This is a genomic window from Sphingobium rhizovicinum (assembly GCF_042647625.1).
Lineage (GTDB): Bacteria > Pseudomonadota > Alphaproteobacteria > Sphingomonadales > Sphingomonadaceae > Sphingobium > Sphingobium rhizovicinum.
This window is the reverse complement of record NZ_JBHRVU010000004.1, coordinates 1,026,818-1,038,918: the sequence shown is the minus strand read 5'-3', so window position 1 is coordinate 1,038,918 and position 12,101 is coordinate 1,026,818. Positions and strand designations below refer to the sequence as shown.

Below are 12,101 nucleotides of genomic sequence, written 5' to 3'. Positions count from 1 at the left end.
ATACCAACCGTCATTCCCCCTTCCGCCTGATTGATTTTCGAACATCCACCTTGCGTTAACTTTTGCGCGTCACATGCAAGCACATGTTCTTGCAGTATAAATTTCCGATCGAGCCAAGTCGGGCGCAACATGCGCGCCTGGCGTCGATCCTGCAGCTGCAGCGAAATTTGTACAATGACGCCCTCCAAAACCGGCGTGCAGCCTTTCAACGCGGCGTTCATCTCACATACGAAGACGATACCAAGTCTCTCCCTGCGTATAGAATGGCCAACCGCCAGCATACTGCCCTGCCCTGGGGCATTAACAACTGGACCTTGCGCTGCGTCGATACCGCAATGACGAGGTATCGCGATCGCCTGACGGCCAACCCCAACGCCGGGTTCCCGCGCTTCCGCTCCGAAGAGCGTTGGCGCAGTTTTGGCGTCCACGGCGTACGAGGCTGTGTCGTCGCGGACGGCTACCTGTCGGTCGATGGCATCGTGGGCAAATTGCGGGTGCGCATGCATCGCCCGTGGCCAGCTGACGCTCGCCTCGCCGGACTCACCTTCACCCGCAGAGCGCGTCGATGGCATGTCACAATCCTGGTTGATTACAAAGCCGGCGGCCAAGAGCACCAAAATCCTGGTAGCGCGTGTGGCGTCGATCTCGGCATAGATCACCTGGCATCGCTATCGGACGGCTCGCTCTTCAACGATACAGCCCGATGGACGACTCAAAATGCTGCGTTGCGGCGCGCCCACCGGGCACTGGCGAGATGCCAGAAAGACTCCCGCCGAAGCAAAAAGCTGCGCGAACGCCGAGACCGCGCCAGTCAAAGCGTGATAAACTGCCGTTCCACGCGGCTGCATCAGATCTCGGCGGCGATCACCAATCGGTTTGAAACGATCGTGGTCGAAGATCTCGACCTCAGGCAATTGTCCTGTCCATCACGCACACGACACCCGTCAGATGGCGCCGGTGCGATCGCGACGCGGGAAAACGGTCAAGTATTGGCGGAGGTGAGACCAAAGCGCCTTCTCGAAATGATCCGCTACAAAGCTGAAAAGGCTGGCGGCGCGGTCATCATTGTGGATCCGAGACGCATGGCGCCAACGTGCAATGCATGCGGATCACCATCCTCTGAAAGCAATGACGGTGAGCGGCACATCTGTGCCTGCGGCGTCGATGTCCCACGAGGCACCAACAATGCAATCAACATCCTTGCGCGCGGGCTCTCTGCGCATGCGGCCGCTTTGGGTCGCAGGGTGGGCAAGGCTTTGCCCAACGCCAGCGTCTAGCTGCGCGTCCACCCGGAAATGCAGCGCAGTTGCATAGCAACTGCCTGTCCAAAGCTTGAGGGGATTTTTCCAAACCCGCTTTAGCCACACCTATTCGCACTGGAACCCTGATGATCGCCTTACGCCCGGCCCGTGACTTCGGCATATTCCGCCTGGAGCATTTCCAAAGCCTCCAGCATTTCGGGCCTGAAAGCTGTGGCGGACACCCGATGCAGTGGGGCGATATGATCATGTGGAATCAGGAGGCGATCTCTCCCCGTGCCGGACTGCCGCAAACTCCGCATTCCGACACCGAGATACTGACCTACGTCACGAGCGGAATGCTCTATCACGAAGATAGCCTGGGCAATGTCGGGGCGCTTCAAGCAGGCGATTGCCAAGTCATATCCGCTGGTACGGGCGTCGCTATCCGGCGCGGCAATCCAGACGAGGCCGACCCGGTCGAATTCGTCCAGATCTGGCTGATACCCAACCATCAGGGCGGCGAGCCCTTCTCTGTTGTAAGGGGGTTCGCTGACGATCGTGAGCAGGGCCAGTTCGCTACATTAGCCAGCGGGTTCGACAATGAAGGTAATTCACTGCCGATGCGAGCCAACGCCCGTCTATCGCGAGTTGTGCTGGCTGATGGCGGCGCTGCGGATTACCGCTTTGAGGCAGGCAATTTCGGCTATGTCGTGCCACTCTCCGGAAGGGTGCAAGTCGGCGATGTGATTGCCGACCGCAATGACGGTATCCTCATCAATGATGTTGAAACCGTTACAGTGACCGCCATGGGACACACGATCGCGCTTCTTATCGAAATGGCAGAGTAATATTGAGAGGCCAAAACTGGCATTCCAGCAATCCGGCGCAATACATAAGGTAGCAAAAACATATGAGTCAGTCAGATTTCGACATCTTAATTGACAGCTTTGCCTACGCTCTCGCCATGAACCGCAAGATGCAGGCGCGTTATGCCTCAGACGCGCCCGTTATTCAGGCCATTCCGTCAACGAGCGCAGGTCAAGAATGGCGAGCGCTTATCGACCGCCTGAATGCCATCGATCCCGATGGCGGGTGGGGCCGACTTAAAATAGGCAGCGTAGAATTTGTCGCCGTCAAAGGGACTAGCGAGATCCCAGGCTCACAATGGCTTTGACATTTAGGTAGGATCCTGCGGCGGCTACGCAGCACCTAACAATCTGTCTACCAGCCTCAAAGCTCGCATATGTACGGCCATCACGGTCGAGAAACTCGAGTGGGGCATGAAGTTGAACAGCATTTCAGTCTGATCCACTCCATGCCGCACTACCGATTAATAGCTTCGATCAAAATTCTGGCCGCATCACCACATCGCGGAATAGCGCCGTGATCGCGCTCGCGCGCTCTTCACGCATGCGCTGCAACTTTTCGACCGTCGGCTCCACCTGCTGCCACTGGCTTTCGTTCCAGCGCATCGCCTCCACGAGCAACGCCCGCTCTATGATCTCCTGCTCAATCCCCTCGCTGATCGAGTTGCTGAGAGGAGCCCCCTCCTCTGTAAACCGCGGTTTGAACTGATACGGCCCCAGCGTATCGCCCAGGTAGCGGACCAGCTGTGTGCCGTGACGCCACTTTCCGCCTGCATGAATGTCAAACGACACTCGGCGGTTGAAGACCCGAAAGCGCTTCTGCAACTGCTTGCTCTGCCGCGCCCCGCCTGGAGGCGCGATAAAGTCGATCGACTCCACGCGATCGAAATGCACCTGCGTGTGCTGCACGAGATGGCGCATGAGGTCGTCATCCATATTGCGGGTAGCGCGCATGAGCCCGTCTTCCGGAATCAGCGGATCGCCCACCCCCAATCCAAGGATCATCCTAGAGCTGGTATCGACAATGAACGTAGCCGTAGCCAATTCCACCCGGCCGCTGATCTGAACCATCACATCGACTGCGGTCTGGTCCACCAGGATCTGAAGACCAGCAGCCCCAGCCGCCGGCTCTGCGACACCTTCCCGGCGGAGTACCTTTATGCGTCGCTGGATCGAGGATGCAGACGGAGGCGCCTCGCCCGCGTCCGCGCAGGATTCAAATATCCAGCGTATGATCGACGCGGGCGAAGCCGCGGGCTCATGCTGCAGTTTCCAGCGCAGCGCACGCTCGGCAACGGGTGCGAAGCCTTTCTGTGCTGGTGCCGCGACAGCCTTCACCCGGAAGCTCGGTGACAGACCTCGAGTTGGGCCCAGATCCTTCAGCTTCTTCAGCAGTCGGTAAAAATTGCGCTGCTCCATATCGAGCGCGCTGCACGCGTCGCCCACGGGCATGGGGTCATCGTCGCGAAGATAGAGGTCCATCGTCCTCAGTCTGGCAATCACCGCCTCCCGCTTAGAATCATCCAGAGACAGGAACAGGGCGTACTCTGATTCGCCAGAAAAGCCTGAAGCGGCATGCCGTTTGACCAACTCCTCGTCAGTTTCGAGGGCCGACCGATCCGAACCAACGTCGCGCGTGCCGTTTTTCTTACTGTTCATCCATGAATTATTAGAACAGTAAGGCACGCATCGTCAAGTGAGTTGGTCACGATACTGTGCAGTTAAAACCACATTCCTGTTGCCATCACGGTCATTTTAGCGTTCCTAAATGCACAGTATCGTGACCAACATGGAGACAGTGCGATGACGACTAAACCGCGAAGTGCAGATCGAAACAACCTCGTTTCAATCGTTTATACAGAGTATCTGATCGAGATCATCCGACATTTTGAACGACAGCAGCGCGTTAAGACGTGGAGTCGTTCTCGCTCCAAATGGCCCAACAGCAACCGTCGCGGTTGGACGTTCTGGCATGACTGACGCGTATGAAGAACTGGCTGAGATCGACGTTCGCGCCGCTATCAACCTCATGCTGCGCAACCCGTCATACGAGCCTTCCGCTGGCCGGTTGCGCGCCGAAACCTTGCTGAGGAAGCACAACAGCCTGGTCAACACCATGGCTCGCATTGTGGTCGCCAACGACAATGGATCGCTCCGAACAGTCTCTGGCGGAACGCACCATGCGAGCGGCTGGTACCCTTCCGTGAAGGTCGGCCGCACACAGCATTATGAGAGCCTGCATCAGCTTGCACTGATCGAGCGATGCGAGACGGACCCCAATGTTGTCCACTACCAATCAGAAGCTCGCCGCTTCGAATTCATCCTGAGGAAAAAGGAGCGGTACACAAGCGACGTCGACATACTGGACGCCGATGGACGCCTGGCGGTCGTCGAAGTCAAAGGCGACGATGCGGACCTGCGAGATCCAGAATATCGGCTGAAGCTTGCCGGCGTCGCAGAAATTTGCCGCCGGGTAGGCCACGAATTCCGTATCACCTTCGGTTCCGAAATTTTCGAGAATAGCCGCCACCGCTTCAACGTACGCCTCGCCAGCTCGATGCGCCGCACGGCCATCTCATCGTCGCAGAAGCGGCTCGTCGAAAGCCTCCGCAGCAAAGGGGATGACATGCAGTTGGGCGAATTCGCTGAGCTGATGGCGCCCGGAAATTTTGTCCAAGGGCGGGCAATCACTTTCGCCATGCTGGTGAGGCGCATCGTGTCGCTCGATCTCACGCAGCCTCTCATCGATGAGATGCCTGTCAGCTTCATCTGATCATAGATCAAATACCCCAGGAAGGATTCAACCATGACCTAGAGTGAAATCATAACTGCCTGACGAACCCGCAGGCACCCATCACAACAGAAGCAATGCCATTCGCAGCGTAGAAATATCTACTGCTGATGGATTTTGCGCGCCCTCAGAATACCCAAATCTCGGGAGAGATACGTGAATTACTTCCCCTATAAGCTCAAACGCAATCAGCTATACAGTATCGAAGGTCAACCCTGTGTTTTTACATCACATGGATATGGCACACGCCTGAACTTCGAACATGCTGCCACAGGCAAGCCCGTCGAATATCTCGATGACGCCGGCGTCGTCCGTCCAATGGACCAGGAGCGCTTTCGGACGCTGCTTCAGAACGGTCAATTCTTCCAGATGGCAGACCGTGGGCAGTCGCCGGCCAAGAACAAGATCGCTGAATCACATCTCACGCCCGCCGAATGTGAGGAACTCGATCCCGAAAGCGCACTTCGGCTGGCAACATTACGGCTGCTCGATCGGAACGGCGTAATGACCGGCGTGAAGGCAATCTCTGCAGGATTTGCCGAGCACTGGACCCCCGAGTTGCACGCCAAATATGGCGAGGCACCCAATCCGCACACCGTGAAACGCTGGATGCGGGAGCGCGGTAAAGTCGGCGACCGCGATGCTCGTGAGGCCACGAGCGCCCAGGGGCGCCATTGCTATGATGAAGATGGCATCCGCATGGAAATCCGCCAGCGCCTGGCTTTGACTTACTATGCGTCGAAGAAGAGCGTCACCGATATCAATGTGCTGACCAACGCTGAGATTATCCGCTCAACCGCTGGCTGGCCATGATCCGCTACTGCGACGATGGCCGGCTCGAGATCAGCAACAATCTGGTGGAAAACGCCCTGCGTGGCGTGGCTCTCGGGCGCCGGAACTGGATGTTCGTCGGCTCCATGAAGGGTGGAGAGGCAGCGGCGCTCTTTTACTCGCTGGCCGGTACATGCAGGCTCAACGGCGTCGAACCGGAGGCATGGTTTACCGACGTCATCGAGCGCATCGGCAACCACCCGATCAATCGGATCGATGAACTGCTGCCATGGCGCTGGCAGGCCACACGCGATATTGCTCAGGCCGCATGACAAGCTCGCAGCCTCTCGCCGCCATCCTCGCCAACCCTAACTGGGATCCAGATCTGCTGCCGCCGCTCGAGATGGACGGATATCTGACCGGCATCCTAGTGACGCCAGGCCTGGAGGCCTCGGAATGGGTCAGTGGTCTGTGGACGACCAAGCCAGGTTCGGCGGCAGATGAACGGACGTCGCACGCTCTTGCGGCTGTTGTTGCACGGCGCAGAGCCATCGAAGCTGATCTTCAGAAGGGCTGGCCCGGCTTCCAGCCCAGCTTCTGTGAGCCGGGCAAAAAAGCCGATCATGCCAAGGTCAGGCAGTGGGTGAAGGGCTTCTGGCAAGCAATGAAGCTCGAGCCGCAATACTGGTCCGACCTGGCCGAGGATGAACGGACCGCGACATTTATCAAGTTGCTGGTCGGCTTTATCGAGAGCCGTGAGCCCATCGAAGAACGCGATGACGCTGACGAAATCCGCGACGAGGCCGCAGCACTGCTACCTCGCGCCATCGTCGGCATGAGGAAACTCGCCCTGCTGCGCGAGCGCAACGTCAATGCCCTTCGAACCATCCAGTCAAACAAGATCGGTCGTAACGAAGTCTGTCCATGCGGATCAGGCAAAAAGTTTAAGCGCTGCTGCGGAGCGTAATAGGCCGCCACGTCAATACCCGGTTACGTCGGCGCTTACGTTCGTGCAAGCACCAGACACCGATACAGTGACGAGGAGGCAACGGGCGAATTACATCATCAAGGCCGGCCTTTCAGACCAATTCGTAAAGGACATACTGAAGTTCGAGGTGAAGCCCCATGCCGACGAATTGATTGAAATGGTGAATGCGCTAAACCGCTCTACACATGTCCGCCCAAACACCATCCTAGCCGACGGTTCAAAAATCAGGCGGATTTTCAGCGAAGTTCTCGACGGAATCAACGCCCTACTGGATGCGGCTGAAGAGAGCCGGGACTTTATCGAAGAGGCAGTCGCAGGAGCGATGCAGACCGCCGTGTTCGAGAAGATGATTGGGGAAGCAATCCAGGAGCTCGATGAGCTGTCTACCCACACCGCAATTGACCATCACTGGGTCGACGAAATCGTGGTCACCGACATGGATGCCAACACGATCTACTACGAGGTGACCGGATCCGTTGTGGTCGAACTGCAATATGGCTCAGGATCTGATGTTGCGAACGATATCGGCTCCCGCGACACTGACGAATATCCTTATGAGGCAGAAATCGAACTTCCCATCAGCGACCCGCTGACGGTGACCGCGTCAGACGTGCGAGTAAAAGTCGACACAAGCAGCTTCTACAAATGACGCTCAGCATCAAAGGGCGACTATCACCGCCATGATATCCGCGCACTCCCGACGGACATAACCAGCCAAACTCTGATTATGTCCGTCGGGAAGGCCTGCGCTTTTAGAGCCAGCGAACCCGGCCGGTCGACAGTTCGTACACGGCGCCCACGACCTTCAACTCGCCACGCTCCTGCGGTTCGATCAGCATCGGCTCTGAGAACTTCTGCAGGCGTTCGACCATACGCCGGACGTTTTCCTCGACCGCGGTATCGACCAGCTTGTCTTCGCCGACATTGCGCTGAGCTGCCAAGACGGCCGGTACGATCGGCTCGATCATACGAGCAATGCTACCCGGAAACCGTGTATCCTTCGTCACGACGTCGGCTGCAGCCGCAACGGCGCCGCACTTCTCATGCCCCAACACGACGATGAGCGGCACCTTCAGCACGGCCACCGAATATTCGATGGACCCCATGCCGGCGGTGTCCACGTTGTTACCGGCAGTCCGGACAATGAACAGTTCGCCGAGGCCGGCGCCAAACAGCTGTTCTGGGCCAACGCGAGAGTCCGAACAGCCCACCAGCGTCGCGAACGGCTGCTGACCTTCTGCGAGCGCCAGTCGCCGCTCGCGTGACAAGTCGGCCGGCACCGGCGCATCGGCCACGAATGCCTCATTGCCGTCGACCAGACGCTGCAGGGCCTCGTCCGGGGTCGGTTGCGTGCTGATTACGCTTGCTGTTGCCACTTCATACTCCTTTAAATGAATGGGCGCGCAAGGCAGATAGGAACCGCCTGTCGCCGGCGCCCAACTCGATCGTAACGATTGATTTCCGCCCCTTTACGGCCTGTTGAAGGGTGTAACGGCTACGTCCGGCCTTTGATCCCCTACTCTACCACTGCGTTCCCGCCACAGGAGGAAGTGGCCCAGGCCCCTTCCGCCCTAGGGACTCCAGAAGATCGATCTCGATCGTCCGACACATCGTCGATAGCGGCACGTCATGGACGGTGTTGGCAAACGGGTCCGTCAGATCCTGCCCGATCCGCAACGCAGCCAGGAAGATCATCCCGATCAGGGTCGATCCGATCGGTGTGTAGAGATCCAACGTCTCCACCAACGAGATCGGCAACAGCACGCAGAACAGCCGCGTGAAGAAGTTCGGCATGAACTCAAAGCCATTGGGCAGCGGCGTATTCTTGATGCGCTCCATGCCCCCTTGGGCATTGGCGATATCGATCATCACTCGTTCGAACAGGGACTGCTGGATGGTGTCGATCTTCCCGTCAGTCCGCGCTCCAGACACGATCCGAGACATGTCCTCGAGCAACGCATTGGGGCGGTTCGTACGCTCGGCAGCCACTTCGGCGGCCTCCTTGCCCGCCAGCCGCTTAATATCCTCTGTCGGATCCTGCCCCCGCAGCCGGCACCGCATCGCGTGCGCGAAAGAGATCTGCCGCAGCACAATAGCTTCCGCTTCCGGGCCAGCCGGCAATACATTGCGACACAAACGGGCCATGCTGCGCGAGGCGTTGATCAAAGCGCCCCATAAGGTGCGCGCCTCCCACCAGCGGGCGTAAGCGGCGTTCGTCCTGAAGCCGAGAAACAAAGCTATGGCCGTGCCGAACAGCGCGACTGGCAGCGCAGGCTCCTTGATTGGCATGAACCGGTGGAAGATGGTGACTGCCACATCCCAGGCAAACAGGATGGTCAGTGGCTTCCAGATTTCGAGTATGATCTGCTGCAGGCGGGGACGCGCTCCGACGATCATCGCGGTGCTCCATTATCTATGATGTGAGAGGCGTAGCGCCCAATTCTTAAAATCAGGGGGCCACCAAGGATTCAGGCTGACGAGCGCCTGTTCGGTTCAGGATGTCGAAGTTGCCCTCGGCAAAGAAGCCAACATGCACCGGCCCAGGCGATAGGTTGTTCCAAGACCATTCGTACAGGCTGCCATGCTGCGGACGTAACTCCCCCCGCTGAATGCCCGAAGCAATCGTATCGGCAAGAATGGACCCTTGGTGCCCATCTTCCAGGCGAAGGCGATAGCGGACCTTCGCGCCGCGGCTCTCGCTTACGAACCGTACGGTCCCCTCCCCGGCCACATAGGCTGCTACGCGCTGCGTTTCGCCCGGCTGGATCGTAAAATGCACACGCTTCGTGGCGGGAGGATCATTAAGTGGTGCGTGCAGTACGCCGGACATCGCCCACACTCCCACCACAGCGAGAGCGACGCATATCAGTATGCCTGTCCCGACGAAGATGGCGTCGAATCTTCCGATCCTCACGTCGCTTCTCGATGGTGGTCCGCGTCCTGCTTAGACACGGACCGGATCTCGATACGCCAGAAGCCGCAGCGCGTTGATAACCACCAACAGCGTCGATCCTTCGTGAAGGGCGACAGCCGGTCCGATACCAAGACCCAGGATGGTCGCCGGAACGAGGAAGGCGACGACACCCAGGCTGACGAACACATTCTGCCGGATAACCCAGCGCGTGCTCCGGCTGAGACCGACAGCGAACGGCAGATGCGACAGGTTGTCTGCCATCAGCGCCACGTCGGCGGTTTCCAGCGCGACATCCGAGCCGGCTGCGCCCATCGCAATCCCGACGGTCGCTGTCGCCATGGCGGGCGCATCGTTCACGCCATCACCGACCATCGCGACCTTTGTCTCGGCCCTCAGCTTCTTGATGGCCTCGACCTTGTCTTCGGGCATAAGATCGCCCCAGGCTTCATCGATCCCGACCTGCTTGCCTATGGCATCAGCCACCCGCTGGTGATCGCCCGAGATCATGATCATCCGCTTGATGCCGATCTCGCGCAGGCGTTCCAGCGCCGCGCGGGCTGCTTCGCGCGGCGTATCCAGAAGACCGATAGCCCCCATATCCCGGGAGCCGCTGCGCACGACCATGCTGGTCTGTCCTGCCTCCCGGAGCGTCTTGATCGCGGTATCCATCTCGCCGGACAGCGGGGCTATGCCGTCGCTGCCGAACATCTCGGCCTTGCCGATGAGAACTTCATCCTCACCGACAAGAGCCGAGATGCCGCGACCCGTGAGGCTCTTCAGATTTTCGGCCTCCGGAACTGGATGATCGCCAATATGCTCGCGCCCATCACGCGCAATTGCCTGGGCCAAGGGATGGTCGCTGAGGCTTTCTACAGCCACCGCCAGCGCCATCAGTTCTTCCTTGGTGACGCCAGGCGCCGGGATGATCTGCTGGATGCGTGGCTCGCCCATCGTCAGCGTGCCGGTCTTGTCGAACGCGATGGCATCGAGCGATCCCAGCAATTCGAGCGGCGCACCGCCCTTTACCAGGACGCCGCCCCGCGCGGCACGGGCGACACCCGACAGCACGGCGCTCGGCGTCGCGATGGCCAGCGCGCAGGGGCTGGCGGCCACAAGGACGGCCATCGCCCTATAGAAACTGTCGCGGAATGGCTCATCGACGACGACCCATGCGAATAGAAGCAGGAATGCCAAGACAAGAACGGCAGGCACGAAGAAGCGCTCGAAGCGATCAGTGAACCGCTGGGTCGGCGACTTCTGCGTCTCCGCCTCGCTGACCATCTTCACGACCTTGGCGAGCGTGCTCTCGTTCGATAGGCGCGTGACTTCGATCTCGATGAGGCCGCTGCCGTTGATCGTGCCGGCGAAGACCCTGCTGGCTGCAGCGACGCGATCAGGATTGGCCCGAGCAGAGTCCGCGCTTTCGACCGGCTCCTTGTCGACCGGGATGCTTTCGCCAGTGACAGGCGCTTGATTGACCGCAGAATTGCCCTTGATGACGAAGCCATCGGCGGCGATGCGCTCGTCCGGCTTGATGATGACGACATCACCAAGGACCAGTTCCTCGACCGGCACGACACTGGAGCCACCATCCATGCGCCGAACGGTGGCCGTTCGCGGCGCCAACTCGGCCAGAGCTTCGATCGCACGCTTGGCGCGGCCCATGGCGTAATGCTCGAGTGCATGCCCCAAACTGAAGAGAAACAGCAACAAGGCACCTTCGGCCCAAGCGCCTAGCGCCGCCGCACCAGCGGCTGCCACCAGCATCAGTGTATCGATCTCGAAGCGCTTCTGGCGCAGATTTTCGATAGCCTCACGCACGGTGTAGAAGCCGCCGAACACATAAGCCGCGATGAAGAGAGCGAACGGCACCCAGGCGGGGGCCGTCACGAACGTCTCGATGAGGTAGCCCACCCCCAGCGCGCCGCCGCAGGCAAGAGCGAAGATCAGCTCGGTGTTGGGCCCAAGCAGTCCGCCATGCCCATGATCGTGGTCGTGCTTCTCGACAGCCGGGTGATCGTGATCCTTGTCGTGGTCGTGCGCCACGGGCTTCTTTCCGGAAGCCGCGAGTGCCTTGGGTGTTACACCGGCATCGCGAAGCCCCGTGAGAATGCCATCCTCCGACGTGATCGTGCGATCAAACTCAACCCGCACCGTCCCGGGAAGAATGGCCTCGGCTTCGAGCACGCCTGGCAGCGCGCGAAGCGTTTCGCCAATAGACCTGGCACGCCTTTGATGGCCAATGCCGTCGACCTCCCACACCGCATGGCCGATGCGCTCTGCGATCTGCGTCCCCGCCGCCTTCGCCAGCTCCCGGATACGAGGAAGAGAGATCGCGTCCGGATCATAGTGGATGCACAGCTGCGGCAGTGTGCCGGCTGGTTCCTTCGTGACATGCACTTCAGAAACACCGGGACGGCTTTCGATCAAGGATATCAGGCGCGAAACGCAGCCATCAGCCGTGTCGGTGACTTCGGGGAGCAGCAGGGGGACATCAAGGCGGAGTTTTTGAATCATGACCATCATCCTG

At 59.2% G+C, this 12,101-nt stretch carries 12 protein-coding genes and 1 pseudogene; 8 read left to right on the top strand and 5 right to left on the bottom strand.

From position 1 onward, the window contains the following. Positions 1-83 precede the first annotated feature (83 nt). The 3 genes from ACFOKF_RS06385 (at position 84) to ACFOKF_RS06375 (ending at position 2,415) form a co-directional block, all read left to right on the top strand. Complete coding sequence (locus ACFOKF_RS06385; protein ID WP_228167291.1) at positions 84-1,277, top strand: RNA-guided endonuclease InsQ/TnpB family protein; 1,194 nt, start codon at positions 84-86, stop codon at positions 1,275-1,277. Between the two features lie 110 nt (positions 1,278-1,387). Further along, on the top strand, positions 1,388-2,089 hold the full coding sequence (locus ACFOKF_RS06380; RefSeq protein ID WP_228167290.1) for a pirin family protein: 702 nt from the start codon (positions 1,388-1,390) through the stop codon (positions 2,087-2,089). A 62-nt stretch (positions 2,090-2,151) separates the two neighbouring features. After that, positions 2,152-2,415 carry a hypothetical protein gene (locus ACFOKF_RS06375; protein WP_120249365.1) on the top strand — a complete coding sequence of 88 codons (264 nt, stop codon included), beginning with the start codon at positions 2,152-2,154 and terminating at the stop codon, positions 2,413-2,415. 169 nt (positions 2,416-2,584) lie between these two features. Here the strand turns inward: ACFOKF_RS06375 and ACFOKF_RS06370 are convergent, their stop codons facing one another. Then, positions 2,585-3,766: a hypothetical protein gene (locus ACFOKF_RS06370; RefSeq protein WP_228167289.1), complete on the bottom strand. Its 1,182-nt coding sequence runs from the start codon at positions 3,764-3,766 to the stop codon at positions 2,585-2,587. A gap of 313 nt (positions 3,767-4,079) precedes the next feature. On the opposite strand from ACFOKF_RS06370, the gene ACFOKF_RS06365 reads away from it, so the two are divergent. The 5 genes and pseudogenes from ACFOKF_RS06365 (at position 4,080) to ACFOKF_RS06345 (ending at position 7,306) form a co-directional block, all read left to right on the top strand. Further along, positions 4,080-4,880 (top strand): hypothetical protein, encoded by an 801-nt coding sequence (locus ACFOKF_RS06365; RefSeq protein ID WP_004210838.1) that lies wholly within the window; start codon positions 4,080-4,082, stop codon positions 4,878-4,880. Positions 4,881-5,054: 174 nt separating this feature from the next. Next, entirely contained in the window at positions 5,055-5,711 is a 657-nt protein-coding gene (locus ACFOKF_RS06360; RefSeq protein ID WP_380794089.1) for a hypothetical protein, read from the top strand. Further along, a pseudogene (locus ACFOKF_RS06355) lies at positions 5,684-6,001 on the top strand (transposase domain-containing protein); the annotation flags it as partial. The gene ACFOKF_RS06360 and the pseudogene ACFOKF_RS06355, both read left to right, overlap by 28 nt. Next, complete coding sequence (locus ACFOKF_RS06350; RefSeq protein ID WP_380794087.1) at positions 5,998-6,636, top strand: UPF0149 family protein; 639 nt, start codon at positions 5,998-6,000, stop codon at positions 6,634-6,636. The pseudogene ACFOKF_RS06355 and the gene ACFOKF_RS06350, both read left to right, overlap by 4 nt. Further along, positions 6,542-7,306: a pPIWI-associating nuclease domain-containing protein gene (locus ACFOKF_RS06345; protein WP_380794085.1), complete on the top strand. Its 765-nt coding sequence runs from the start codon at positions 6,542-6,544 to the stop codon at positions 7,304-7,306. The genes ACFOKF_RS06350 and ACFOKF_RS06345 overlap by 95 nt, the downstream gene beginning before the upstream one ends. Before the next feature lie 103 nt (positions 7,307-7,409). Here the strand turns inward: ACFOKF_RS06345 and ACFOKF_RS06340 are convergent, their stop codons facing one another. The 4 genes from ACFOKF_RS06340 to ACFOKF_RS06325 all read right to left on the bottom strand — a co-directional run bounded on the left by ACFOKF_RS06340 (position 7,410) and on the right by ACFOKF_RS06325 (position 12,088). Continuing rightward, on the bottom strand, positions 7,410-8,033 hold the full coding sequence (locus ACFOKF_RS06340) for a carbonic anhydrase (RefSeq protein ID WP_004210803.1): 624 nt from the start codon (positions 8,031-8,033) through the stop codon (positions 7,410-7,412). A gap of 145 nt (positions 8,034-8,178) precedes the next feature. After that, entirely contained in the window at positions 8,179-9,054 is an 876-nt protein-coding gene (locus tag ACFOKF_RS06335) for a bestrophin family protein (RefSeq protein ID WP_010338233.1), read from the bottom strand. 52 nt (positions 9,055-9,106) lie between these two features. Beyond that, positions 9,107-9,487, bottom strand: a complete 381-nt coding sequence (locus ACFOKF_RS06330; RefSeq protein WP_232015805.1) for a hypothetical protein — start codon at positions 9,485-9,487, stop codon at positions 9,107-9,109. Positions 9,488-9,601: 114 nt separating this feature from the next. Then, positions 9,602-12,088 carry a heavy metal translocating P-type ATPase gene (locus tag ACFOKF_RS06325; protein ID WP_026109590.1) on the bottom strand — a complete coding sequence of 829 codons (2,487 nt, stop codon included), beginning with the start codon at positions 12,086-12,088 and terminating at the stop codon, positions 9,602-9,604. Positions 12,089-12,101 lie beyond the last annotated feature (13 nt).

Coding starts and splice junctions, on each gene's coding strand:
- ACFOKF_RS06330 (WP_232015805.1), bottom strand. CDS start 9,487: ATGTCCGGCGTACTGCACGCACCACTTAATGATCCTCCCGCCACGAAG.
- ACFOKF_RS06335 (WP_010338233.1), bottom strand. CDS start 9,054: ATGATCGTCGGAGCGCGTCCCCGCCTGCAGCAGATCATACTCGAAATC.
- ACFOKF_RS06375 (WP_120249365.1), top strand. CDS start 2,152: ATGAGTCAGTCAGATTTCGACATCTTAATTGACAGCTTTGCCTACGCT.
- ACFOKF_RS06380 (WP_228167290.1), top strand. CDS start 1,388: ATGATCGCCTTACGCCCGGCCCGTGACTTCGGCATATTCCGCCTGGAG.
- ACFOKF_RS06345 (WP_380794085.1), top strand. CDS start 6,542: ATGCCCTTCGAACCATCCAGTCAAACAAGATCGGTCGTAACGAAGTCT.
- ACFOKF_RS06325 (WP_026109590.1), bottom strand. CDS start 12,088: ATGATTCAAAAACTCCGCCTTGATGTCCCCCTGCTGCTCCCCGAAGTC.
- ACFOKF_RS06350 (WP_380794087.1), top strand. CDS start 5,998: ATGACAAGCTCGCAGCCTCTCGCCGCCATCCTCGCCAACCCTAACTGG.
- ACFOKF_RS06370 (WP_228167289.1), bottom strand. CDS start 3,766: ATGAACAGTAAGAAAAACGGCACGCGCGACGTTGGTTCGGATCGGTCG.
- ACFOKF_RS06385 (WP_228167291.1), top strand. CDS start 84: ATGTTCTTGCAGTATAAATTTCCGATCGAGCCAAGTCGGGCGCAACAT.
- ACFOKF_RS06365 (WP_004210838.1), top strand. CDS start 4,080: ATGACTGACGCGTATGAAGAACTGGCTGAGATCGACGTTCGCGCCGCT.